20 protein-coding genes and 1 tRNA gene are annotated in these 24011 nt (G+C 62.0%); 13 read left to right on the top strand and 8 right to left on the bottom strand.

Annotated elements, in window-relative coordinates; genetic code table 11:
• On the top strand, window positions 1-1256 hold a 1256-nt coding region (locus tag RE4_RS24685; protein ID WP_060939535.1), incomplete at its 5' end, for a glycoside hydrolase family 71 protein.
• On the opposite strand, the gene RE4_RS24680 is transcribed toward RE4_RS24685, so the two are convergent.
• Together RE4_RS24680 and RE4_RS24675 are read right to left on the bottom strand one after the other, a co-directional pair.
• A complete protein-coding gene (locus RE4_RS24680; protein WP_060939528.1) occupies window positions 1257-2489 on the bottom strand; it encodes a lipase family protein in 1233 nt (410 codons plus the stop codon).
• Window positions 2486-4324 carry a serine aminopeptidase domain-containing protein gene (locus RE4_RS24675; RefSeq protein WP_158630218.1) on the bottom strand — a complete coding sequence of 613 codons (1839 nt, stop codon included), beginning with the start codon at window positions 4322-4324 and terminating at the stop codon, window positions 2486-2488. The genes RE4_RS24680 and RE4_RS24675 overlap by 4 nt, the downstream gene beginning before the upstream one ends.
• Before the next feature lie 153 nt (window positions 4325-4477).
• Here RE4_RS24675 and RE4_RS24670 point away from each other — a divergent pair, with 153 nt between their 5' ends.
• Window positions 4478-5722 (top strand): DUF7159 family protein, encoded by a 1245-nt coding sequence (locus RE4_RS24670; protein WP_127160008.1) that lies wholly within the window; start codon window positions 4478-4480, stop codon window positions 5720-5722.
• Between the two features lie 15 nt (window positions 5723-5737).
• Here the strand turns inward: RE4_RS24670 and efeB are convergent, their stop codons facing one another.
• The 3 genes from efeB to efeU are packed head-to-tail and all read right to left on the bottom strand — an operon-like array spanning window position 5738 to window position 9066.
• Complete coding sequence (efeB, locus tag RE4_RS24665) at window positions 5738-7018, bottom strand: iron uptake transporter deferrochelatase/peroxidase subunit (protein WP_060939526.1); 1281 nt, start codon at window positions 7016-7018, stop codon at window positions 5738-5740.
• Window positions 7019-8149, bottom strand: a complete 1131-nt coding sequence (efeO, locus tag RE4_RS24660; RefSeq protein WP_019744631.1) for an iron uptake system protein EfeO — start codon at window positions 8147-8149, stop codon at window positions 7019-7021.
• A 14-nt stretch (window positions 8150-8163) separates the two neighbouring features.
• A complete protein-coding gene (gene efeU / locus RE4_RS24655) occupies window positions 8164-9066 on the bottom strand; it encodes an iron uptake transporter permease EfeU (RefSeq protein ID WP_021345071.1) in 903 nt (300 codons plus the stop codon).
• Between the two features lie 140 nt (window positions 9067-9206).
• On the opposite strand from efeU, the gene RE4_RS24650 reads away from it, so the two are divergent.
• The 6 genes from RE4_RS24650 to RE4_RS24625 all read left to right on the top strand — a co-directional run bounded on the left by RE4_RS24650 (window position 9207) and on the right by RE4_RS24625 (window position 13884).
• Window positions 9207-10019 (top strand): lytic transglycosylase domain-containing protein, encoded by an 813-nt coding sequence (locus RE4_RS24650; protein WP_020908544.1) that lies wholly within the window; start codon window positions 9207-9209, stop codon window positions 10017-10019.
• 214 nt (window positions 10020-10233) lie between these two features.
• The gene (eno, locus tag RE4_RS24645) at window positions 10234-11520 is read left to right on the top strand and encodes a phosphopyruvate hydratase (RefSeq protein WP_019744628.1); all 1287 of its coding nucleotides are present in this window, start codon (window positions 10234-10236) and stop codon (window positions 11518-11520) included.
• Between the two features lie 20 nt (window positions 11521-11540).
• Window positions 11541-12272 (top strand): FtsB family cell division protein, encoded by a 732-nt coding sequence (locus RE4_RS24640; RefSeq protein ID WP_020908543.1) that lies wholly within the window; start codon window positions 11541-11543, stop codon window positions 12270-12272.
• Window positions 12269-12814, top strand: coding sequence for a DUF501 domain-containing protein (locus RE4_RS24635; RefSeq protein WP_020908542.1), 546 nt, complete (start codon window positions 12269-12271; stop codon window positions 12812-12814). Before RE4_RS24640 ends, RE4_RS24635 begins: the two co-directional genes overlap by 4 nt.
• Window positions 12811-13776, top strand: coding sequence for a Ppx/GppA phosphatase family protein (locus tag RE4_RS24630; RefSeq protein ID WP_060939525.1), 966 nt, complete (start codon window positions 12811-12813; stop codon window positions 13774-13776). Before RE4_RS24635 ends, RE4_RS24630 begins: the two co-directional genes overlap by 4 nt.
• Window positions 13777-13810: 34 nt before the next feature.
• Window positions 13811-13884: transfer RNA gene (locus RE4_RS24625), tRNA-Leu, on the top strand.
• 97 nt (window positions 13885-13981) lie between these two features.
• Here RE4_RS24625 and RE4_RS24620 read toward each other — a convergent pair.
• From RE4_RS24620 to RE4_RS24610, 3 genes are all read right to left on the bottom strand, one after another.
• Window positions 13982-14668, bottom strand: a complete 687-nt coding sequence (locus RE4_RS24620) for a DUF8020 domain-containing protein (protein ID WP_060939524.1) — start codon at window positions 14666-14668, stop codon at window positions 13982-13984.
• Window positions 14669-15216: 548 nt separating this feature from the next.
• Window positions 15217-15411: a hypothetical protein gene (locus RE4_RS24615; RefSeq protein WP_046378942.1), complete on the bottom strand. Its 195-nt coding sequence runs from the start codon at window positions 15409-15411 to the stop codon at window positions 15217-15219.
• A 290-nt stretch (window positions 15412-15701) separates the two neighbouring features.
• Entirely contained in the window at window positions 15702-16379 is a 678-nt protein-coding gene (locus tag RE4_RS24610; RefSeq protein WP_007728823.1) for a TerD family protein, read from the bottom strand.
• A gap of 297 nt (window positions 16380-16676) precedes the next feature.
• Between RE4_RS24610 and RE4_RS24605 the strand changes: the two genes are divergently transcribed.
• The 5 genes from RE4_RS24605 (at window position 16677) to RE4_RS24585 (ending at window position 23940) form a co-directional block, all read left to right on the top strand.
• Window positions 16677-18980 carry a putative bifunctional diguanylate cyclase/phosphodiesterase gene (locus RE4_RS24605; protein ID WP_238077110.1) on the top strand — a complete coding sequence of 768 codons (2304 nt, stop codon included), beginning with the start codon at window positions 16677-16679 and terminating at the stop codon, window positions 18978-18980.
• Window positions 18973-21378, top strand: a complete 2406-nt coding sequence (locus tag RE4_RS24600; protein WP_127160007.1) for a putative bifunctional diguanylate cyclase/phosphodiesterase — start codon at window positions 18973-18975, stop codon at window positions 21376-21378. Before RE4_RS24605 ends, RE4_RS24600 begins: the two co-directional genes overlap by 8 nt.
• 46 nt (window positions 21379-21424) lie before the next feature.
• A complete protein-coding gene (locus RE4_RS24595) occupies window positions 21425-22276 on the top strand; it encodes an SDR family NAD(P)-dependent oxidoreductase (protein WP_020908536.1) in 852 nt (283 codons plus the stop codon).
• A gap of 3 nt (window positions 22277-22279) precedes the next feature.
• Entirely contained in the window at window positions 22280-23185 is a 906-nt protein-coding gene (locus tag RE4_RS24590; RefSeq protein ID WP_060939522.1) for a TIGR03619 family F420-dependent LLM class oxidoreductase, read from the top strand.
• 68 nt (window positions 23186-23253) lie between these two features.
• Window positions 23254-23940, top strand: a complete 687-nt coding sequence (locus RE4_RS24585; RefSeq protein ID WP_020908534.1) for a nitroreductase — start codon at window positions 23254-23256, stop codon at window positions 23938-23940.
• The last annotated feature ends 71 nt before the right edge of the window (window positions 23941-24011 follow it).

Raw genomic sequence — 24011 nt, 5'->3', positions numbered from 1 at the left:
CTCAGTATCTCAATCCGAATGGTGAACGAGGTTCATACGCCGCATTCGGAGGGTTTCTTCGAGACCGGCCGCAACCACGGCCTGTTTCAGCTGACCCACAGTGGAGGCAGCGAGATCTCGAAGATGAAGTGCGGCAGGCAATCGACGCGGGAATCAGTGGCTTCTCGGTTGACATTCTGACGAAGTCGTCGAACCCGTTGTGGTCTTCGTCCGTTCCGTCCGAACTTCTCGCCGCTTCGGCTGCGGTTGATCCTGCGTTCGAAATAATGCTGATGCCGGATATGAACGGCGAACTCGGCACATTGGACCCCGCGAATCTGGCAGGCGAGTTGTCGCAGTACGCGTCATCGCCGTCGGTTTTTCGATTGACGGACAACCGGGTGGTGATTTCGCCGTTTCTTGCCGAGAAACACGACCCGGCGTGGTGGTCGCAGTTTCTCGAAATCATGAAGGCCCGCTACGGGATCGAGGTGGCCTTCGTTCCACTCTTCCTGAACTCCACCACGAATATGGATTCATTCGCGTCGATAAGCTACGGAATGTCGACGTGGGGTGGACGTAACCCTTCCTTCAATCCAGTGACGGACACCGGGATCGGCTCGCCACTGGATCAGGTGAACCGAGCGCACGCTCTCGGCAAGATATGGATGCAGTCGGTCTCGTTCCAGGATGCGCGTCCCAGCCAATCGGTTTTCGACGAAGCGCAGAACACTGGGAATCTCCGAAACACCTGGCAGATTGCGCGCGAATCGGATAGCGAATGGGTGCAACTAATTTCGTGGAACGACTACAGCGAAGGTACGGCGTTTGCACCGAGCGAGGGGCACGGTCGTGCGCTGCTCGATCTGAACGCATATTTTGTCGACTGGTTCAAGACCGGAACGGCACCGGCGATTACACGTGATATCGCGTACGTCACCTATCGGAACCAGCTGTCGTCCGCGCAACCCGCACTACCCTCGGTATCGCCGATGATTCTGCGTGCGGGGTCGTCCCCGGTTCGCGACACGATCGAGGTTTTGACCTTCTTGGTCGATGGTGCCGAAGTGAAAGTTACGGTCGGCGGTACGACGACCACGTGCAGGGCCGATACAGGGATGGACATCTGCACGGTTCCATCGGCAGTCGGCGCCGTCTCGGTCAGCGTGGTTCGGAACGGGACGGAAGTGTCTTCGGCGAAGACACATGCCGACGTCGCATCCACTCCTGCGGTTCAGAACATGGAGTACCTGGTCGATTCGAGTTTTCGACGATAGTCAGCAGTCCGACGGCGGTGGCTCGCCTCTGAAGCGCGCTTGGAGCCAGACTGCGGTCTCGGACCCCGGATCCAGATTGTTGTGAGTTTGGCCTGCCCTGACGATGTGCTGCACCGAATCGCCGAACGCACAGGCATTGTCGACGGCCTCTTGCACCCACTGCGGGCGGATCGTCTGATCAGCGTCGCCGTTGATGACCAGGAGTGGTCCTCCGGCCGGACGCTGCGGAAGGGCGATCGATGTGAGCCAGTCGCGCAGGACTGCTCCGGCCTCGTCGGAGCTCGGCAGGGTATCGGCGGGATTCAGTCGTGATGCTTGTTCGCCGCGTTCTTTCAACCCCGGGCCCGCACATGCCAACCACATCTCAGAGTTACTCGACAGCGCACCGTGTAGGTAGTTGCCTGGATCGGTGCCGGGTCGAGCGACGGTCAGCCCAGATACTACGTACGACATCATGATCTGCTGTTCATGCGTCAGCCACTGCGACTGGGCCAAGTCGGCGAGCTTGGAAAGATCTGCGGCCGGAGCCAGCGCTACCGATCCGACAAAATTCAATTCGGGCGCGTAGAAACCGGACAACTCTGCCGCCGCCCATGTAGCTTGCCCACCGATCGACACGCCGAGTCCTGCCCATTTCCCAGACGTGTCCGGGACCATTTCTCGCGCCGCGCGAACTCCGTCGATCAGGTTGAACGCGCTGGTGTTCGGATCGAGGTACGGGGTGATGCCGCCTGCCGGACCCAACCCTTGGTAGTCGGTCATGACTGCCACGAATCCCAGTTTCATCAAAGGGACGATCGTACTCGCGTAGCCCAGGAGATCCGGGTGCATCGAAGGTCCGCACTCCGCAGTCACTCCCGTTGTGCCGTGACCGACGGTGACAACAGACCGCCCGCCGGGTGGTGGATCGCCTTCCGGAACGAAGACGACTCCAGAGACGATCGTTGAGCTTCCGTCCGTGCCTGAGGTTGATCGGTACGTGATCTGGTGGGCAGTCGCGCCCACGCCGGTTATCAGTGGATCGACGTTGTCGAACGCGGACGTGCTTTCGAGTTTGCCTCTGGCCGCGACGGCGTCGGCGCTGATCGAAGGAAGAGGTGCGGACGTCGGAGCCGGTTCGGCGGGCGCTGTGTCGGAAGCGCAACCGGTCAGAAGCGCCGCGGTTGTCGCTGCAACGACTACGAATACGTAGGACGACGTTCGAATTCCGTCCCGGGTAGACGTGCGCATCATGCTCCGAGTCCCTCCTTGTCGTGCTTCGACACGGCGAGTCTTCGGTCTCCGAACGCATCGAGTGCAGAGGCAACTATCAACCGGCCGACGCGTTCTCGAGAACTGCGATGGAACAGGTTGTGATCACCGGAGCCTGAGAACAAGACGTGCGGGGGATTCTTCGAGCTCGAAAGACGCGTGACACCTTGTCTGCCTCTGTTCGCCTCGAACCACGCTTCGTCCTCAGGCGCGAGGGACACTGCGGTCTTCGTCCCGCGGCGGGTCAAGGTGCGAAGCATCGACTCAGGGGCGTTGACCAGTCCGAGGAAGCCGAGACCGAGCCACACCGGGTAGGGCACGTATCGCTGGGCTCGTCGTCCGGCATTGCGAATTGTTCTGGCCACGACGAAAATTCGGTTTGCAACGTCAGACTCCATTGCATCGACATGTGCTTTCTTCACTGGTGGTCGTCGATTGTTGATCGACCAATTCACGATGTTGAGAAGCACCACGGACCGTGCGCCGCGCTGGCTTGCCACGTAGGCACCCATCCATGCGCCGGAACACATTCCGACGTGCATCCGGCGGGACGGCGGTACGTCGAGAGTGTCAATCAGATCCAACACATTGCGGCGCGCTTCCGGAGACACGATGGGGGTGTTCTCGTCGGTGCGGACAGTTCCGCTGTCTCCTGTGCCCATCCTGTCGAAGCGAACCGAGCGGATGCCGTGCGCTGCGAGAGTTCGAGCGGACTCGACCCACAGCCTGGCCGGCCCGATCCGGTGTTCGTTGGCGGTGCTGTGAAAGACCGCAGTGGCAGCGTGACTCGTAGTCGTGCGGGAGGCGGTGGAGATTGCAAAGAGTGATCCGGTGGACCGTCTTTCCAAGGTTTCCCAGACTTCTTCGCCGTCGTCAGCCGTCGCGACATGCGCCGCCGACGTGATCTCTGGATCGACGACAGTCTTGTCCTCGCCGAATTGACGTGACACCCAACTCGAAATCTGTTTGATGTCGTGCGTTGGCACCGAGAGTACGAAACTGCTGGGGGATACGAACTGATTCTGGCGTTCGACGAACATGCGTTCTGCGCCGGATCGCTCGAGCATCCGAACAGTGCGGGGCGAAGCAGCGAATTCAGGGCGAATCGCGGCGAGGACCTTCGTCGAGGAACCCGGATCGAAGGTGCTGAGGTCGAGTCCGGAAAGGTCTTTCACCGCAGCGGAATCAAGCACGCCGCCGACGATGGATGTGCAATCGTCGTGGTGAGGGTCGTCGTCGACCGAAACGCGGTACAGCGAAGTCAGTTCGCGAACGTAGGACCGACCGGATATGACCGGATCCCACAAGACCATCGCACGTAGGTCGCCAAGCGTATCGACGGTGGCTGCCGCGATCAGTGCCCCTGCGCGCAAACCTGTGACGGCAACGGACTCGATGCCCGCGCGCCGCGCGTACGCAACGGCTGCCGCAACGCTGGCTTGCCATTGCGAAACTGCGAGCGGGTCGTCCTGGCGGCCGGATGAATCACCCTGTCCTGCATAGTCGAAACGAAGCGCGAGGAATCCGTGCTCGGCAAGTTCTTGGGCGAGTTGGCGTAGTCCCCGGTAAGCGCTGATGTGTTCCTTCGCAAGGGGTGGACATATGACGACGGCGCCGCGCACGGCACCATCCGAAGGCAGGTGAAGCGAGGCGAACAGAGCCCTATCGCCTGGGCCTGGAATCCACGTGTCAATCGTGCGAATCCCGGTCGGTGTCTGGCGGTGGCGGAAGTGTCGAGGGGTGGTCTCCAGCGGGGTGAGATGAGGGACGTGTAGTGCGGACATCGCGCTTGTCATGTTGGCCATCGACTTGTTCAAGGACCTCTCCACACATTGATTCAGCCTGCCAGTTTCGCGTAGTTCTCCGGTTTCCCGAGGATCCGGTAAACTTCCCGCTACGGATAACATACCGCAAGTATGTTTTGCGACGAATAAGCAGTGCAAGAGTTGGATATGGGGGTGCGTACAGCGATGGATCCAGTGTTCGGTGCGTCGTTGGGCGCTGCATCGGTTCGTATTGTTCGGGCCGACTCTCAGCCGGAAACCGGATCCGCGAGCGGTCGATTCCTGACTCGGACGGTAGACGCATACGACGCCTCTCCGGTGAGGACAGCCGCGATTCACCTAGTTGCTGCGGTTCGCGGGGACACGTCACGGATGGTCATCGCGGTTCCTGACGAGCGGCAGAACGTGGCGCTCGAATCAGAACTGCGTGCCCGAGGTATCGAGGGTGCTGTCACGGTGTCGGAAGCGGTGGCCGTTGTCGCGCTGGTACGGACTTCGGGTGCGGCCGAGGGTTTTCGGTTACTGACAGTTCTCGATATCGGTCGAACCGGGGTGACTGTCTCGATGATCGAGATCGGAACCGCGACAACTATCGCGTCCACGCGGTCGACGGCGCTCGCTGGTGACAGACTCGACGGGGTAGTCGCGGAGTTACTCTCCGCAACCACGGCTGATGCAGCCCTCGACGCTGATGCAGCGTTCGACGCCCGCGAAGTCAAGGAATACCTCGCCAGTGGCTCCCGTCGTGCGCAGGTGATGCCCGTTCCCGAATCCATGTGCATCCGTTTTGATTCGGTTGTCACGCGGGAAGTCGAAGACACTCTGATGGTGATCCGAGAAGTTGCGGCACGAGCCCGGTGTGTCCCTGACGCTTTGGTTCTCGTCGGAGGAGGCGCCCGAATTTCACTGGTGGAGAAGATACTCGAGCGGGAGTTTTCGGTACCGGTGATCAGGCCGGCCGAGCCCGAGCTCGCCTCGGCCAAGGGTGCAGCATTGATAGCCGAGGTCTTACATCAGGAGCACCTCAGCTCGGAAGTCGCGGTTTCGGAAGTCTCGGTTTCGGGCGTCTCCGACTCGGGAATCGCAACGGATGCGGTAGACATGTCTTCCGATCAGGCCGTTGTGCGCAGTGTCGGTGAAACCGCGGAAGGCACGGAATCGGATTCGCTGGCTACTGGTGGGCTTGGGAGAATGCAAATCCTTGTGGGCGTTGGGTTCTCGCTGGTTGCGCTGACCAGCTTCCTCGCGTGGGCGGTGCTGCGCCCGTTCTCGGATCCTGCGCAGGCGGAACCACCGCTGACCCAAACAACGGAGATTGTCGCGCCGGTACCTACCGCCGAGTTGTTGCCGCCGACCACGACCAAGGCAATCGATCCACTGACCGAGCGGAATCGGGCACCGGTCAATTTGGTGCGTTCGTGGAGATACTGAACCCGGAGACGCGCATCAGGTGAACAGCTGGGAACTCCAGTCCTTGCCGTCGGCGAGACCGCCGGGGCACGCGAAGACGGCAGAACCGACGTGTTGGATGTATTCGTTCAGCGCATCGTGTCGTGAAAGGTTCTGCTGCATCGGAACAAATTGCTCGACCGGATTCCGGCAGTACGCAACGAAGAACAGTCCCGCGTCCAGGTGGCCGAAGCCGTCGGAGCCGTCGGTGAAGTTGTATCCGCGGCGCAAGATCTGAATCCCACCGAGTTCCTCGGCAGAGGCCAGGCGCACGTGTGAATCCTCCGGGATGACGAAGTCGTGGCCCATTTTGGAATCGAGATCGAGTTCGTCGAACTCGTCTTTGCCGCCGAGTGGCGCTCCGCTGCGTTTGGAGCGGCCGATGACGGCTTCTTGTTCCTTGAGTACTGCGCGATCCCACTGCTCGATCAGCATGCGGATTCGTCTGGCGACGAGGAATGATCCGCCTGCCATCCAGGCCTGATCGTCAGTGGGATCAACCCAGACGTGCTGGGCGAGTGCGTTTGGATCTTCCGCCTTGATGTTGGCTGTTCCGTCCTTGAACCCGAACAGATTTCGTGGTGTCGCCTGCGTCGTCGAGGTCGAGGACGTTCGCCCGAACCCGAGTTGTGACCACTTGACCGACGCGGTCCCGAAAGCGACTCGCGCGAGGTTGCGGATCGCATGGACGGCAACCTGGGGATCGTTGGCGCACGCTTGGATGGCGATGTCGCCCCCGCTGCGATTCGGATCGAGGTTGTCCGCGCGGAAGTGGGGGAGATCGAGCAGGGCAGCAGGTTTCTTGTCTGCGAGCCCGAAACGGTCGTCGAAAAGTGACGGTCCGAATCCGATGGTCAGGGTGAGTTGCGACGGCGCGAGATCGAGTGCCTCACCGGTATCGCTCGGTGGCGCGTACGGACCGTCGCCGGTCGCTCCGTCCTCGGTTGCTTCCTGACCCGCCGTCATTCGTTCGGCCATCGCCGTCCACGTCTGCAGCAGCGTGATCAGTTCGTCGCGCGACTTCGTCGTCACATCGAAAGCGACGAAGTGCATGCGATCCTGGGCCGGCGTCGTGATGCCTGCTTGATGCTCGCCGCGGAATGCCACCACGTCTGCGTGATCGGTGCCGGAATTCTCGTCGGCGGTCACCCGCCCGATGACGGCACCGGCACCGGCCAGGACGGCGCCGGCCCCCACGGCGCCGAACAGTCGGCGCCGTGAGACTGCGTGCGGTGCTGCGTTTTCCGCAGCGGGTGTGCCTTCTGGTGAATCAGTCATCTACTGTCCCGCGACTACTTCCTGGACCTGGCTGACCTCGGCGGACAGAGCATCGATTTTACGCGAGAGTTCTTGACGCTGCGCTTCGGTGACGGTGTCGTAGTACACGAATCCGTCGCCGACGCGGAACTGCGCCAGAGCGGCGTCGAGGTCGGCGAAGCGGTCCGCGATGCGCTGGGCGAGCTCGGGATTACGTTCCTGCAGAATCGGGTTCAGTGCCGCGATCGCCGCTTGTGAGCCGTCGACGTTGGCCTGGAAGTCCCACAGGTCGGTGTGCGAGAAGATGTCTTCTTCTCCGGTGATCTTGGAGGTCGAGATCTCGTCGAGCAGTCCTTGGGCGTCGCCGGCGATCTTGGTTGGATCGATCGTGTAGTCCTCGGCGTTCACCTGATCGGCAAGATACTGAATGTCTTCGAGCAGTTGATCGGCGACTGCGTTGGTATCCGGCTGAAGTCCGGTAACCCACAAATCCTTCTCGAGGCGGTGGAATCCCGTCCAGACCTGACCGGGCTCCAGGTCCGCTTCGCGCAGGTCAAGCTTGGGATCGAGTTCGCCGAAGCTCTCGGCTTCGGGCTCGATGCGCTCGTAGTAGGTACGTGCGATCGGGAACAGTGCCTTCGCCTGGTCGACGTTGCCGGACTGGACGGCGGCGACGAACTGAGCTGCGGTGTCCTGCAGCGCGACGATCTGGCTGCGGATGTACCGCCGGTAGCCGTCGGCAGCTTCGGCGAGTTGTCCGCTCTCGTCGGTGGCCGCCTGCGAATCGCCCGTGACGACGAAGTCCTGGCGGATGCCGGTTCCGACCATGCCCGGCTTGCACGCGAGTTGATAGGTCGCAGCCTCGGGGAGAGAGACGATCAGCTGCCGGGTAAGGCCGGGGCCGATGTTCTCGACTTCGCCCATCGCTCGATCACCCTCGGCGAAGACGTAGAACTCGGTGACCTTCGAGCCGTTGTTCGTCACCTGGAACGTCGAACTGCCAGTGGTCCCGGTGGTGGCACTGACGTCACACGAATCGTCGGTGGCCGTGACGACGATGTCGCCGTCGCTCGCCGTCGTCTTCTCGGTGCACGCGGCGAGGGAGAAGGGAAGTACCGCAGCCGTGGCCAGTACGAGGGTGGATTTACGCATGTCGGCAATGCCTCTCAGGATTTTTCGGGAACGTGTGTGTCGTGCGCCGGCGGGGCCGTCGGCTCGGTTGGCTTCGACGGAAGGGGACGCAGGAAGAGCGCTAGGACGACTACGAGGTAGACGACCCACGCGACGGCTTGCAGGACCGTCGGATCCGGGCGGAAGTTGAAGATTCCGGCGAGGACGGTGCCGTACCAGGTCGACGGGTCGTAGCCGGGCGTCAGGTTGAACGCGAGATTCGAACCGCCCGGAAGCACATTTCCGGTCTGTAGAGCGCGAACACCGTACGAGAGGATTCCGGCGGCTACGACGATGAGGAAGATCGCCGTGTACCGGAAGAACGTCGTCAGGTTGAGCCGGAGGGCGCCGAAGTACATGGCGACGGTCAAGACGGCGGCCAGGAGAATTCCGAGGAGCAGTCCGACCAACGGCCAGGAGCTGCCTGCGGTGTTCTCGGCGTAACCGACCATGAGCAACGCTGTCTCGACGCCTTCACGACCGACCGCGAAGAACGACAGCGACAAGATGGCGACGGGGCCGGCGATCAACGCCTTCTCCATCCCCGCTTTCAGATCGCCGGAAATGTTCTTCGCAGCCGTGCGCATCCACAGGACCATGATCGTGACGATGACGACGGCGACCAGGGAGGCAACGCCCGCGATGATCTCTGCGGTCAGGCCGTCGACCGTCGACGTTCCGTAGTGGATCGCGAAAAAGATGATCGCCACCATTGCGACGGCGATCGCGACGCCGAGCCACACCCATTTGAGTGCATCCCTGCGCTGAGCTTTCACGAGGTAGGCAGCGAGAATCATCACCACGATGCCCGCTTCGAGGCCTTCGCGCAGACCGATCAGGCCACTGCCGAATAACTGGGTGGCAACTGATGGTGTGCTCGCGGCAGCGAGTACCGACACGGGCACGGGCGACTCCTGACTGAGTGAGTGCGACAGCTTCTGACGAACTTATGAGGCTAGGCCAGCCTTAACTCAGAAGAAGATACTCCACAATCGGTGGTGAACCACGCCCTGACCTGTACTTTTGCTGTTCTTTACCAATGGGTTCGGGAGTACTTCGCTCGCATGTGGATGATGGAAGGGTGTACCGAACTCCCGCAGCCCGCAGAAGTCCCCGGCGTCTCTCGAGAGTCGTAGCCGCAGTAGCTGCCGGAACAGCCTTGCTGGGCGCAGGCATCGTGGCGTGTGGATCGAACGAACCGAAAGTAGCCATTCCGGAGGGCATACCCCCAGGTACAGGCTCTCCGACGCCGCCGATCGACATCAATGCCCCCGGCCGCAGTGCTGATCAACTCGCCGACTGGGCCGCGGGATTGTCGGACGACATCGGGATCGGGACGACGGCACTCGAGGCATACGGGTACGCCGCTGCGGTCATGGCCGAGACGCTTCCCAGCTGCGGAATCGGGTGGACGACATTGGCCGGTATCGGCAGCGTCGAGAGCCGCCACGGGACCTACGACGGTTCGTCGGTCGATGCGTTCGGCCAGGTCGCCCCGGCCATTCGGGGAATCCCTCTGGACGGTGGCCCGGGAGTTGCCGAGATCCCCGACACCGACGGCGGGGCGATGGACGGCGATCCAGTGCACGACCGTGCGATGGGGCCTATGCAGTTCATCCCTGAGACGTGGCTCAAATGGGGAGTCGACGCCAACGGCGACGGCCGGGTGGACCCGGACAACATCGACGACGCTGCCCTCACCGCCGCTCGTTACCTGTGTGCACGCGGGGGAGACCTCACTGCCGCTGCCGGGTGGCAGCAGGCGCTCATGGCGTACAACCTCTCGGGCGACTATCTCGCGCTCGTTCGTGATCGTGCGTCGGCGTATTCAGTCGGGGTACGGCCGGACTGACGGCGATCGATCCGCAGGTCGGGACCGTGACCGCGCGTCGATAAAGAAGCCTTCGGCCCGTGCGGTTAGGCTGTGTGCTGGCACTACAGAGGTGCTGGCACTGCAGAGGCCCAGCCGCGATCGTGGTCCTCTTTCGACCGGAGGGGTCGGAGCCCAAGTGTCAAGCACGCAGAGCGTGCCCCAATGCGAAGCCCATTCGAAGGAGAACCACACAGTGGCCAGTATTGAGCAGGTCGGAGCTCGCGAGATCCTTGATTCACGTGGCAACCCCACGGTTGAGGTCGAGGTTCTGCTCGAAGACGGAAGTTTCGCCAGGGCTGCGGTGCCGTCCGGTGCTTCCACCGGTGAGCACGAAGCCGTCGAACTGCGCGACGGTGGCGCACGCTACGGCGGAAAGGGCGTCGAGAAGGCCGTGGAGGCTGTGCTCGGCGAGATCGCTCCGGCCATCATCGGCATCGACGCAACCGAGCAGCGCACGGTCGACCAGGCGCTGCTCGACGCAGACGGCACCCCGGACAAGTCGCGTCTGGGCGCAAACGCTCTGCTCGGTGCCTCGCTTGCCGTGGCTCGCGCCGCTGCCGAGTCCTCGGGCCTCGAGCTGTTCCGCTACGTCGGTGGCCCCAACGCTCACGTTCTCCCTGTCCCGATGATGAACATCCTCAACGGTGGCGCGCACGCAGACACCGGTGTCGACGTCCAGGAGTTCATGGTTGCTCCCATCGGCGCACCGAGCTTCAAGGAATCGCTGCGCTGGGGTGCCGAGGTCTACCACTCCCTGAAATCGGTCCTCAAGGAGAAGGGCCTCTCCACCGGTCTCGGTGACGAAGGCGGATTCGCTCCCGACGTCGCGGGTACCAAGGAAGCACTCGACCTCATCACGATCGCCGTGAACAAGACCGGCCTCAAGCTGGGCACCGACGTCGCGCTCGCTCTCGACGTCGCCGCCACCGAGTTCTACACCGACGGCACCGGCTACAAGTTCGAGGGCAAGAACCGCACCGCGGCCGAGATGGCGGCGTTCTACGCCGAGCTCATCGACGCCTACCCGCTCGTTTCCATCGAGGATCCGCTCGACGAAGACGACTGGGACGGCTGGGTCGCACTCACCGATCAGATCGGCAACAAGGTCCAGCTCGTCGGCGACGACCTCTTCGTCACCAACCCCGAGCGCCTCGAAGAAGGCATCGTCAAGGGTGCGGCAAACGCACTCCTGGTGAAGGTCAACCAGATCGGCACCCTGACCGAGACCCTCGACGCCGTCGATCTCGCTCACCGCAACGGCTACAAGACGATGATGAGCCACCGTTCCGGCGAGACCGAGGACACCACCATCGCCGACCTCGCAGTTGCCGTCGGCAGCGGTCAGATCAAGACCGGTGCTCCGGCCCGCAGCGAGCGCGTTGCCAAGTACAACCAGCTGCTGCGTATCGAGGAGAACCTCGGCGACGCAGCACGTTACGCCGGCGAGGTTGCGTTCCCGCGCTTCGCTTTCGAGGCCTGACGGAAATCTAAGATTCAGTAGTGTCTGCACAGCGCGGTAAGCCACGATCCCCCGGCGGAAGTCCGGGGGGTCGTGGTTCCCGTCGTGGGGACACACCGTCGCGTGCGCGTCGTGACAGCGCTCGACGCCCACGCGCGTCGGAACCGGCATCTTCGGTCGATCCGGCAGCAGTTGATTCCGCTGCGACAGACCCCGCGCAACCGGGGGTCTCCGCCGAGAAAGCGTCGGCGCGTGGGTCGAAGTCGGCCCGGGGGAAGAGCGGAACCAACAAGTTCTGGTCTCGGCTTCCGAAGTCGGACAACACCATTTTCGGCTTGTCCACCAGTCGGGCCGTTGTGCTCGCGATGGTTGTGCTCATGCTGGCGCTGACACTGGCAGTGCCGCTGCGTACGTACATCAGCCAGCGTTCGGATGCCGCGCAGGTGGCGGCCGAACGTCAGGTGCTCGAGGAAGAACTGCGAAAGCTGCAAGGCCAGAACGCGCGCTTCGACGACCCTGCGTACATCGAAGCTCTTGCACGAGAACGCCTTCGGTACGTCAAACCGGGCGAGACCCCGTTTCAGGTTCAGCTTCCCGGCGACTACAAGGAACCCGAGAAGAAGCAGGAAAAGGAAACACCGCTGACAGGTCCGTGGTATCGCGATCTGTGGCAAACGATTTCGGAACCGCCAGTGGTTCCCGAGACGACGACACCGGCCCCGATGCCGTTGGCGCCGATAGAGCCAGAAGAACAAGGAGTACCCACCGGGTGAGCAACACGTCCGAAAATTCCCCACAGGTTTCACAAGCGGATCTCGACGCCGTTGCCGCTCAATTGGGCCGTGAGCCACGCGGAGTGATCGAGATCGCGTACCGCAGCCCGGACGGTCAGCCCGGCGTCGTCAAGACTGCCCCCAAACTTCCGGACGGGACACCGTTCCCGACGTTGTACTACCTCACCGACCCGCGACTGACGGCCGAAGCGAGCCGTCAGGAATCCGCCGGCGTCATGCGTGAAATGACCGAACGCCTGACCCAGGATCCGGAACTTGCCGCGGCCTACCGACGGGCATACGAGTCGTACCTTGCCGAGCGGGACGCGATCGAATCTCTCGGAACCGACTTTGCCGGTGGCGGGATGCCGGATCGCGTCAAGTGCTTGCACGTGCTGATGGCGCATTCGCTTGCCAAGGGCCCCGGCGTCAATCCGCTCGGTGACGAGTCCGTTGCCTTGGCCGGCCACGGAAAGCTCCGCGGAACTGCAATTCCCGCGGACTGGCCTGGCATCGACGACGCCGACACCGCCGACCGGTGACTCGCCGTGTTGCCGCAGTCGATTGCGGTACCAACTCCATTCGACTGCTGATCGCCGACGTCGGCGCCGACGGTCGTCTGGTGGATGTCCGGCGCGAGATGCGCGTCGTGCGACTGGGTCAAGGTGTTGATGCGACAGGGACATTCGCGCCCGAGGCCATCGAGCGCACCCGGGTCGCGCTGGTCGAGTACGCGTCGATGATCGCCGATGCCGGAGCAACCGCCGTTCGAATGGTCGCGACGTCGGCTACTCGCGACGCTGCGAATCGGGAAGACTTCTTCACGATGACGCGGGACGTGCTCGGTGCGGTGATTCCCGGATCCGGAGCGGAGGTGATCACCGGCGACGAAGAGGCGCGACTCTCGTTCGGTGGTGCTGTGGGAGAACTTGATCCCTCCGAGGGCCCCTTCGTGGTAGTCGATCTCGGCGGCGGGTCCACCGAAGTTGTCCTCGGCGACGCGTCGGGCGTCCAGGCTGCGTACTCCACCGACATCGGCTGTGTGCGCGTCACTGAGCGATGCCTACCGTCGGATCCGCCTACGGCAGAGCAGGTTTCCGAGGCGACGGCTTTTGCGACCGCGAAATTGGCCGAGGCATTCGAGGCCGTGCCCGTCGAGAAGGCGCACACCTGGGTGGGTGTCGCTGGAACCATGACGACGCTGGCCGCGATTGCTCAGGAACTCCCGGAGTACGACGCCGAGAAGGTGCACCTGTCGAGGATTCCGTTCAAGCAACTTTTCGACGTGTGCGAGCGACTTACCGCCATGCCTCGGGTTGATCGCGCCGCCTTCGGACCGATGCATCCGGGGCGGGTGGACGTCATCGGCGGCGGAGCGATCATCACCACGGTGCTGGCTCAGACATTCGAAGCCAGAGCCGGGATCACCGAACTGGTTGTCAGCGAACACGACATCCTCGACGGCATCGCGATGTCGATAGCTCAGACCCACCCGATAGTCTGATTCCCGACGCACCCGACCAGTCGGGTGCGTCAAGGCCCCCATAGCCCAATTGGCAGAGGCAACGGACTTAAAATCCGTCAAGTGTCGGTTCGAGTCCGACTGGGGGCACCGCGTAGTCCAACATTCGGTGCGATATCGAAGAACCCCGCTCGTCCTCATACGGACGGGCGGGGTTTTCGTGGAGCAACGACTGCTCACCAAGTGGCTACTGGGCCCAGACGGTCGTTCCGGCAGGCGCATTCAGTGTGTTGACGAGATCGATGCCGGCTACGACAGCCGCGCCGCCGCCACCGAGGATGGTTCCGGCGACACCGCCGATTCCGGCTCCTGTTGCGAGGCCACCCAGGCACAGTGCCGCAGCGACGGGGAGTCCGACGATGGTCAAGCCCAGCGGAGCGCCGACAGCGCAACCGATTCCGGCGCCGACGATGGTGCCGAGCAGGCTGCCGACCTGAGTGCCGAGACCGAGTTGACTCTGGAAGTGCGCAATCGCCCGATCATTCTCCTCGGGCGAGGCTACCGGCGTCCATTCCTTTGCCGCAGGCGCACTCTCGGGTCGAGGTGTTGCCTTCGCCGAATCGGTGATCGGTGTCAGTGTGAGGGTCTTACCGTCTTCACTGATCGTGCGATCGAAGGGGAACTGCAGATCCCCGAGGTTGTATGCGAGAGGCAGCGAAACAAGGTCGGCTCCCTTGCTGTCCTGCAAGACGACGGAGTGGCCGTCGCCGGATACCTTGAACAGCCCGGCGTCGATAGTGGTGACGATCGACTTGTCGACGATCTTCGCTTCGTAGTTCACGTCGGTTGACGGATCAGCTGATGCGATCCCTGTTGATGCTCCGACTGCAGCGACCGCTAGAGCAGTCACAGCCGCCTTCTTGAAGAAACCCATAGTTCAACCCCGTGTTCGCCTGCGTGTGCTCGCAGAAACTCGACAACTTCGGACATTGGTAAACCCCCGACAAAGCCTTCGTATTAAAGCAGACCGAAGTGACAGAAGGGATGGTTGCGCTCGGGCTGACCGGAAGCGGCCGGTGCAATCGAATTTGCAGTGTGCAGTACCAAGGTATCGAACGTGTGTGCGAAAATGTGGAGATGCGGCTAACCGAGCGATCCCCGGACCGCTGCCCGAACGGACACCCGCTGACGGCCAATACGTGCCTCGTCGGCTGGGAGGTTTGCGGGTGTGCCTCGACCGAGAATGGCGGGCATCGGACCCATTACTGCAGGCGCTGCGGTGAAACTGTCCGGACGCCAGAGTGTGTCGGCGTGGATCCGCAGAAAAGTCGATGGAGTTGAAGGGGTGCCCTGCCTGCTTGGGTGGGGCAACCAGGCAGGGCAGTGGTTGGCCGTCCCTCTCAATACCGACCTACGGCGAACCATTGGCGTTGAAGGTACCCACACTTCGTGACGCGCGCCACTTACGTACCAGTACCTTCGTTAGCCGAGGTCAGTGGTGGCGACGACCGAAGTCGCCGACGTCCCCGCGGGGACGTGGTTCATGGAGAAATCGCGGTCCCGGTCAGGGTTGACGACGCTTGCCAGCAGGAGCATGGCGGCGACAAAGAGAACTCCCGCGGTGAGGTAGGCGATTCTCACGGGCAGGCGCGGGCGTCGATCTGAATTCGTGGACATTCACGTTCTCCATCGGTACATGTTGGACGAACGCCTAGTTTAACGATCAACTAATAAAAGGGGTCCGAACAGTGACGCAAGATACGAAAAGACCCTCGATCTCGGGGGAAATCGAGGGCCTTTCCGGTCGAACGTCGGTGTCGCCAAGCACATAGCGTCACCGACCCACTATCGGTGTCGAGCGTGACCCCTCATGTCCGACCCCACTTCTCGACACTATCCAGTAACTTGCGACATTGTGGACGATTCGGACATTGTCATTCGGATGGGGGACACCCCGCCCGCGACACCTACTTTCGTCCAGCCGCCCATTTCATTCCCCAGTTGTAGGCCCGATCGAGATCTGACTGACTGCCGTTGATGTACTGAACTTCGCGGGTCACCGTCACGCCCTGACCTGAACTCTGGATGAGAGCGATTGCGCACAACCGCTCCTGGTTGCTGGCCGAATCGAGCCGCACTTCCACCTCGGGGCCGTTGGTGGGATACAGGGTGACGACGCCGTCCACGGCCGCCCAGTTGGGGGCGCCGTCGTAAATCATCGCGAAGATCAGGATTCGCCGGAAAGCGCTTGGGTCACCAAGATTGACGTGCATGTTCTCGCCGCCGGTGTTCGCGCCACTGCGGTCATCGCCGTCGAGGGAGATGTAGGGCGGAGAAGTCAGTGAACCGAAACTGTTGCCCAAGGCCTGAACTACTCCCTTGGACCCGTCGGCAAGTTCGTAGAGGCATCCGAGGTCCAGGTCGACCGCGCCAGAACCTGCGCCGGCGAGTTTGGCGAGGAAACCGGTCTTCTTCGGTGGTGCTCCCTGCGACCAGTTGAGGTTCACCCGCATATTGCCTTGTCGTTCACCCGCCTTCGCGAGGTTGACCGTCGGTGCCGATTTGGTGAGCGTGATCTTGCTCAGGCTGACCGGTGCTTGCGACGGAGTGGACTCGCCGGAACGTCGGGTGTAGTCGATTGCCATCGTGATAGTCCTTGTCTGAACTCGAATGAGTCCGATCGTGTTACCCGTCGAGGAATCTCCACCGACGTGATCGGCGATCTCCGGCCATTGTCCCTCATGTCTGATTTCAACCCATCCGCATCAAACTTGCCGCACCAACTACCGGCAGACCAGTAGTTTGCTGATTACTGTGTCTGTGGGCAGACCTGACTCCGAAATAGGTCGGACGTACTGGTTGGCAGCGCAGTGCTTAATTACGAGAGAATTGCTGAGTCGGACGTCCGATTCGAATTGAGTCGTGGGAGCGGGAGGTAAGTGATGTCGGTCCTGTCTCGTCTGCAACCCCACCAGAGAGAAAGATTGACGCCCGCGCAGCGCGATGACGTCACTCGTGAGCAGATAGCCGTCACCTTCGGCGTGCTGCCGTGGGCCGCTGCTGTCCACCTCGTCGTCACACTCGGGCTGACGTTGTATGTGATTCCGCCGGACAGCGGACCGTTGCCGCGCCTGTGGCCATTCCTGTCCGGAGTGATCGGGTTGGTGGGGATGTGCGTCGGTCTCGCCATTCATTTCAACCTGATCGCACCCACGTACCGGATGTCCTACGCGTTTCTCATCGTCGAATTTGCTGTAGTCGGGATCCTGTATTCCTCGCTCGCCCTGGTCCTGTACCCGATCCTGGACGATTCCGGCGACCTGATCCTGATAGCGGTCACCACATCCATCACCGGTGCCGGAGCCGTGGCCACCGCGATGTTGCGGATGGTGGGGGTCACCTGGATCCTGTCCAATATGGTCATCCTCGGGGTGGCATTCTGGCTTCAACCGGGGCCCGAGTTCGAACGAATTCTCATTGGAATGATCGCCTACGGCGCAGCTCTGATCGGCGGCACGATAGTGGTCTCGGGCAACCTGGAATCTCGCTACCGAGCTGAATTGAGCGCCGCGTCGGAACGATCGGTTGTGCAGATGCTTCTCGAAGATTTCGAAGGCAACGCGGGAGACTTCGTGTGGGAGACGGACCAGAAAGGCAAGTTCAACCGAATCCCGACGCGGCTCGCGGTCGAAGCGGGGCTGGACTCCACCGAGTTGCAGGGAACGGCGTGGCAGGACCTGTTCATGGAGTTGGGCACCCTACGGATCCCCGGCGGAATCGATGCGCTCATGGAGTTGCAGAAAGCCCGCCACACGAAGACCGCATTCGTCGACGTGCTCGTTCCGGTCCGAGTGCACGGTGAAATCCGGTGGTGGCAGATCTCCGGACGCCCGCGCCCCGGCCGCACGCCTGACGAGTTCGTCTGGCGGGGAGTCGGTTCCGACGTCACGGAAGTGAAACTGCAGAGTGACGAGATCGTGCGGATGGGTCGGGTGGACGCACTCACCGGCATGCCGAACCGGCACAGCTTCTGGACCGAGCTCGAGCGACTGCTGCGTGATCCGTACACAATCGAAAGTGGTCTCGCGTTGGCGATGCTCGACCTCGACAACTTCAAATCGGTCAACGACACACTGGGGCACACCGTTGGCGACGCGGTTCTGCGAGAGGTCGCGGATCGCCTGTCCGAGGCCGGCGGGATGTCACAGCTGTTCGCACGTCTGGGTGGAGACGAGTTCGCGATTCTTTTCACCGATGTAGGTGACAGTTCGCAAGTTCGTACTCTGCTCGGCCGCTACATCGAAACTCTGCATGAGCCGATCACAGTGGCCGGCACGCGGTTGGAGATCGGATGCAGCATCGGGTACTACCTCCCCGCCGAACTGCCGTCCTCCGCCGACGAAATGATGGGCGCTGCGGACCTCGCGTTGTTCGCGGCAAAGGAATCCGGGCGCGGGGCCGTGCGTGAATATCGAGACTCGATGAAGTCCGTGGCCGATCGGCGGGCCCGCCTACTCGAAGATCTGGGAAACACCGTCGCGGAGAAGGACCTCGAACTCGTGCTGCTGCCCAGGATCGACGTGCTCTCGCGCGAGATCGTGGCCGTGGAGGTCCGCGTGGTCTGGCACAACGCCCGCCTCGGAGCTGTGACGTCCGCCGAATTCATGAGCGTCGCAGACGACACCGGTTTGGCTTATTCACTAGGAACGACCGTCTTCGAGCTGGCGTGCGAGGCGGCGTCGCGTCTTCCTGATCACCTGCGGGTAGCCGTCGCGGTATCGACGCGTCAGCTCGAATCGGATTCCTTTGTCGACTCGATAGGTGATTCGCTTCGACGATCGGACGCCAGCGCACATCAGCTCGAGCTCCAACTCAACGAATCCTCGGCGATCACCGACGAGTCCAAGTCTGCATTGCACGCGATCGCGGACATGGGAATCGCGCTGACCGTGGACGAGTTCGGTGCCGGATTCTCCTCGCTCGCATCACTGTCCGGCCTTCCGTTCACCAGAGTCCGGATAGAACGCTCCATTTCGGGTGCAGCGCCTGGTGGACGGCCGATTCTCGAAGCTGTCGTGGATCTGGTCGACGCGCTGGGAATGGAGGTCGTCGTCTCAGGAGTCGACGGTGAGGAGGACTTGAAGTCCGTGGCCGCTGCAGGGGTGAGGACTGTTCAGGGATACATCGCCGGCGGGGTCATGTCGGTCGACGCGGTCGCAGCGGCGGTAGCAGGCCGACGTGGATGACCCGGCGGTACTCCGTAGGCGTCGTGTCGAGACGTCTGTGCGCAAGCTCGGTCGCAGCGGCACGGAACAACACCTCTCGGATTACGATCGCCGCCGCTTACTCGATCGACGCCTGCGGTTCACCGCGCGCGTACTTCCGTGGTCGTTTCTGACTGCAGCGGTTGCGTTGTCAGCGATCGTGGTGCTCCTGCCGGTGGATGCCGGATGGTTCAGCTTCGCCTGGTCGAGTGTCATGCTGTTGTCGAGCGCTGGGTTCAGTGTCTATTGGCTCCGGCGCTCGCGTATGGGAGTCTCAGAGTCCCAGACCACCGAATTGGTGGTGCTCACAGTCGAAATCATTGTCTGGGGAGTGCTCCTGGCATGCTTGGCTCTCGTTCTCTTTCCGATGCTCGATCCTGGTGACGAATTGGTACTGAGCTCGACCTTGATCGGTGGGATCGCGGTCGGCGTGTTTCCCACCATGATGTTTCGCGGAATCACTGTCGTCTGGATCAGCCTGGTGGGAGTCGGGCTGGCCGGGGCGTTCTGGACGGAACCGGGCACATCGCGTTTCGTGCTGATCGGGGTGCTGGTCATCTTCGTGGGTTCGCTCTACAGCGGAACTTTGCTGTTGGCCAACCTCTTCGAGAGACGGCTACGCGCCGAACTCGTAGCCGAGGACGAACGAGATCTCGTCGAATTGTTGCTCAACGATCTCGAAGACGGAGCACAGGATTGGCTCTGGGAAACCGATTCGCGCGGTATCGCCAGTACCGTGTCGTACCGATTTGCCGAGCAGGTCGGTTTACCCGCAGCGCAGATTCGGGGCCGCACCATGCACGAGATCCTGATCGGGATCGGCGCATCTCGAACAGATGCGGGCAGGAAGTCCCTTGATCTTCTCACCGCGAATTTTCAAGCCGGGACGGCGTTTCGGGACCTCACCATGCAAGTTGTCGTACGGGGCGATACTCGCTGGTGGTCGATGTCAGGTCACCCCGCCAGCGGCGACGGGGCGGACTACGGGTGGCGCGGTGTCGGATCCGATATCACGCACTCTTATCACCAGCGTCAAAATATATTGCGACTGGCGGAAGTCGATTCTCTGACCGGGCTCAAGAATCGGTACAGCTTCAACTCTCAGCTCTCGTCGAGGCTTCGGGACGGACGCAGAGTGTGGTTGGCGATTCTGGACCTGGACAACTTCAAGTCGATCAACGACCGGTTGGGACACCACGTCGGAGACGACGTGCTTCGCGATGTTGCGAGCAGGCTGCACAGCGTTCTGCGATCGAACGAGATCTGTGGGCGACTGGGGGGTGACGAGTTTGCCATCGCCTTCGACGACTCCGCCTTCGACGACTCCGCCTTCGACGACATCGCGAGTGCAGATGAGGTTGAGGAACGATTCCAAACGATTCTCGACTCATTCGAACGACCATTTTCACTGGTCGGCAACCAGATTCGCATTCGTGCCAGTCTGGGGTACGGCTCGATGCCCGACGACGCCGACAGCCTCGAAGACCTGGTGATTGTTGCGGACCTCGCGCTTTACCACGCAAAGGAGAGCGGTCGGAACCAGATTCGCGCCTTCGATGCGACTTTGCGGGATCGTGCGACAGGTCGGGCCAGAGCACTGTTGGATCTTCGTCGTGCGTTGATCGACGAAGAGTTCGAGTTGGTCTATCAACCGCAGGTTTCAGCCGCGACGGGAGTTGTTGTCGGGTTCGAGGCTCTGCTGCGTTGGAACCATCCGACTTCAGGTCTCGTCTCGCCGGGAGACTTCATTTCGGTCGCCGAGGAAACTGGCTTGATCGTGCCGATCGGTGCAGGTGTTTTGCGGGCTGCCTGCACGGCAGCGACAACGTGGCCGGAGGACATTCGGGTTGCCGTCAATGTTTCTCAGGTGCAACTGCGTTCGAGTCGATACGTCGAATCGGTACGCCAGACACTGAACGAGGTGAACCTCCACCCCAGCCGACTCGAGATCGAGGTGACCGAATCGCTGGTCATCGACGACGCCGACCGAGATGTGTTGGTACAGCTCTCGGCGCTCGGAATCGCGATTGCGATGGACGACTTCGGTACAGGGTTCTCCTCGGTTGCCAGCTTGGCCCGGCTGCCGCTCGATCGGTTGAAGATCGATCGGGCGTTCGTCGCACCGCTGGACGCGGATCCCTCGAATTCGAGGTTCGCTGTCCTGCGAGCCGTCATCGCGATTGCCAAATCTCTCGGGCTGGACACCGTTGCCGAGGGCGTGGAGACGGAGAGGCAGCGCGCGATAGTGACGGAGTGCGGATGTGACGTGATCCAGGGGTACTTGGAGGGAATGCCGATACGGGCAGCCGAGATTCCGGACTATTTGAATGAGCGACCAGGCGGTCCGAGCAGGCTGGGTGTCGCGGCTACCACTGAGTGAGAACTTTGCGCCCGTTTTGGCGATCGATGTGTGACGGTACGCCGAAGTGATTCACATCGAACTGCAGAAGGGTGTCTTCGTGGTGGTCGGATCGGCGTACTTCCCAGGGCCGATGTTGGTGGGTAAGAAGGCAGTGGTCACAGGCGGTTCTCAGGGAATCGGCGCAGCGATCGTTCGAGCATTTGCCTCGCATGGCGCGTCAGTTCTGGTTGTGGACATGGCACCGCTGGGCGAGGTCGAATTCGACTCAGCTGCAGGTGGTTCGATCAACCATCTCGAGTACGACGTGCGTGCGCAGGAGGTCCCCGTCGCGTTGACCGAGTTCGCGCCGGACGTTCTGGTGAACAATGTGGGTCATTTCCTTAACCCGCCGACAGCGTTCGCCGGTACGGATCCAGGATTCTGGTCCGAGGCGGGCAACATCAATTTCGATCACGTCGTGCGCCTGACCCATGCCCTGCTTCCCGGCATGATCGATCGCGGAGCCGGTGGATCGATCGTGAACCTGACGACGGTGGAGGCGCATCGAGCGATCCCGGGCCACACCATGTACTCGGCATACAAGGCCGCGCTGACGCAGTTCACCAGAAGTCTTGGTGTGGAGATCGGTCGAACCGGAGTGCGCGTCAACGCCATTGCCCCGGATCTGATCGAGTCGGTACAGGTGCCGTATCGCAGGATTGTCCCTGCCGACGACTGGGACAAGTGGCCGGGGTGGGCGCCGCTGGGTGGACCGGGCCAGCCGGTCGACATTGCCGGCCCCGCGCTGTTCCTGGCTTCAGACCTGGCGAGATACATCACCGGAACCGTCATCCACGTCGACGGCGGCTCGCACGCTGCCGGCGGCTGGTTCCCCACCGAAGAAGGCGGCTGGACCAACCGGCCCCGAAAGGCTTGACACATGACAACTTTCAGTCTGAACGTTCCTAATTTCGGCACCACTCTCGCGGAGAACTCCTACGGGAAACTCGTGCAGGTCTGTCAGAGCGCGGAAGCGGCCGGCTTCGACCGGGTCCTCGTCACCGATCATGTGGTGATGGGCTCGGACAACTCGGCATATACGTGGTCGGCGTTCCCCACCGAGCCTGACGCCAACTGGCTCGAACCGCTGACCGTCCTGGCTTTTGTTGCCGGACAGACGAAGACAATTCGCTTGGGGACCGGAATCGTCATCGCGGCGCTTCGCGGGGGAGCGGTACTTGCCAAGACTGCCGCGACACTCGATCTGCTGTCCGGTGGCCGCCTCGACCTTGGCGTCGGAACCGGTTGGCAGCAACGCGAATACGACGCGGTCGGTATGGACTTCGGTAAACGAGGACCGTTGCTCGACGACGCTCTCGCTGTGTGCCGGGCCCTGTGGAGTTCGGCGCCGGCGAGCATCGACACTCCTCGTCTGAAGTTCGACGACGTGTATTGCGCGCCCCGTCCAGCCGCTGGAATCCCGATCTGGGTATCCGGTTCGCTCTCCAAAGCCGTCGTACGACGCGTCGCAACCTGGGGTGACGGGTGGATTCCGATCATGGGCGCCGCGGACGACGACCTACGTGAAGGGATCGATGTCATCGGGAAGGCCATGGCGGATCTCGGACGCGATCCAGCGGAATTGCAGGTCCGTGGGCGACTGACCGTTGTTCGCGGGGCTGACGGTTCGATCGATCTCCCGGCGACGATGATCGGTGCCGAACAGCTGCTCGAATCCGGTGCTACCGATGTGCTGGTCGCGCTGGCAGCTGTTGATCCGGATCCGGACACGGCGATATCGGAGTTCGGCGAGCTGGTGTCGGCCTTCGCAAAGGTGACCCGATGACTATTGCGTTGAAGCGATAGTTCTATCGTGCGAAGTGTTGTAGTGCAGCCTGATCGAGGAGAGAACACATGACCGAGAGCATCGTCGTGGATACGAGCCTGGAAGGGTTGCTCGATGCCCGGATCAGCTGCCGCGCCTACGAGGACCGTCAGGTGCCACGTGAGGTGATCGAGGAGATCCTTCGGCTGGCGCAGAAGACGCCGTCGTGGTGCAACACGCAACCGTGGCAGGTTGCGATCACCGAAGGGGAGGGCACAGAGCGATTCCGCGCCGGCCTCGGTGAGTACGTGATGGCCAACGCCCAGGAGTCGGACTTCGAGTTCCCTCGCGAGTACCAGGGCATCTACAAGTCGCGTCGGTTCGACTGTGCGATGGCGCTGTATTCGAGCGTCGGAATCGAGCACGGTGACCGCGCCGGTTCCGCGGCACAGACGATGAAAAACTTCGAGCTCTTCGGCGCTCCCCACGTCGCGATCATCACCACCGACGAGGCATTGGGCACCTACGGCGCTGTCGACTGTGGGTTGTACGTGAACAGCTTCCTGCTCGCGGCCCAGAGCCTGGGGGTGGCCACCATTCCGCAGGCGGCGCTCGCGGGTAGCTCCAAGTTCATTCACGAGCACTTCGGCATCGACGACACTCGCAAGGTCGTGTGCGCGATCTCGTTCGGATACCCCGATACCGACCACCCGGTGAACGGATTCCGCACCGAACGCGAAACCGTCGACAACGTCGTGCAGTGGATGTCGAACTGATGGGGATGTCGAACTGATGTGGATGTCGAACTGATCACCTGCACTTCCAGGGATTGAGTGTTGAGCTGATT

Source organism: Rhodococcus erythropolis NBRC 15567, from assembly GCF_001552595.1.
In the GTDB taxonomy this organism is placed as follows: domain Bacteria; phylum Actinomycetota; class Actinomycetes; order Mycobacteriales; family Mycobacteriaceae; genus Rhodococcus_F; species Rhodococcus_F erythropolis.
This window is presented reverse-complemented; position numbering and strand designations above follow the sequence as displayed.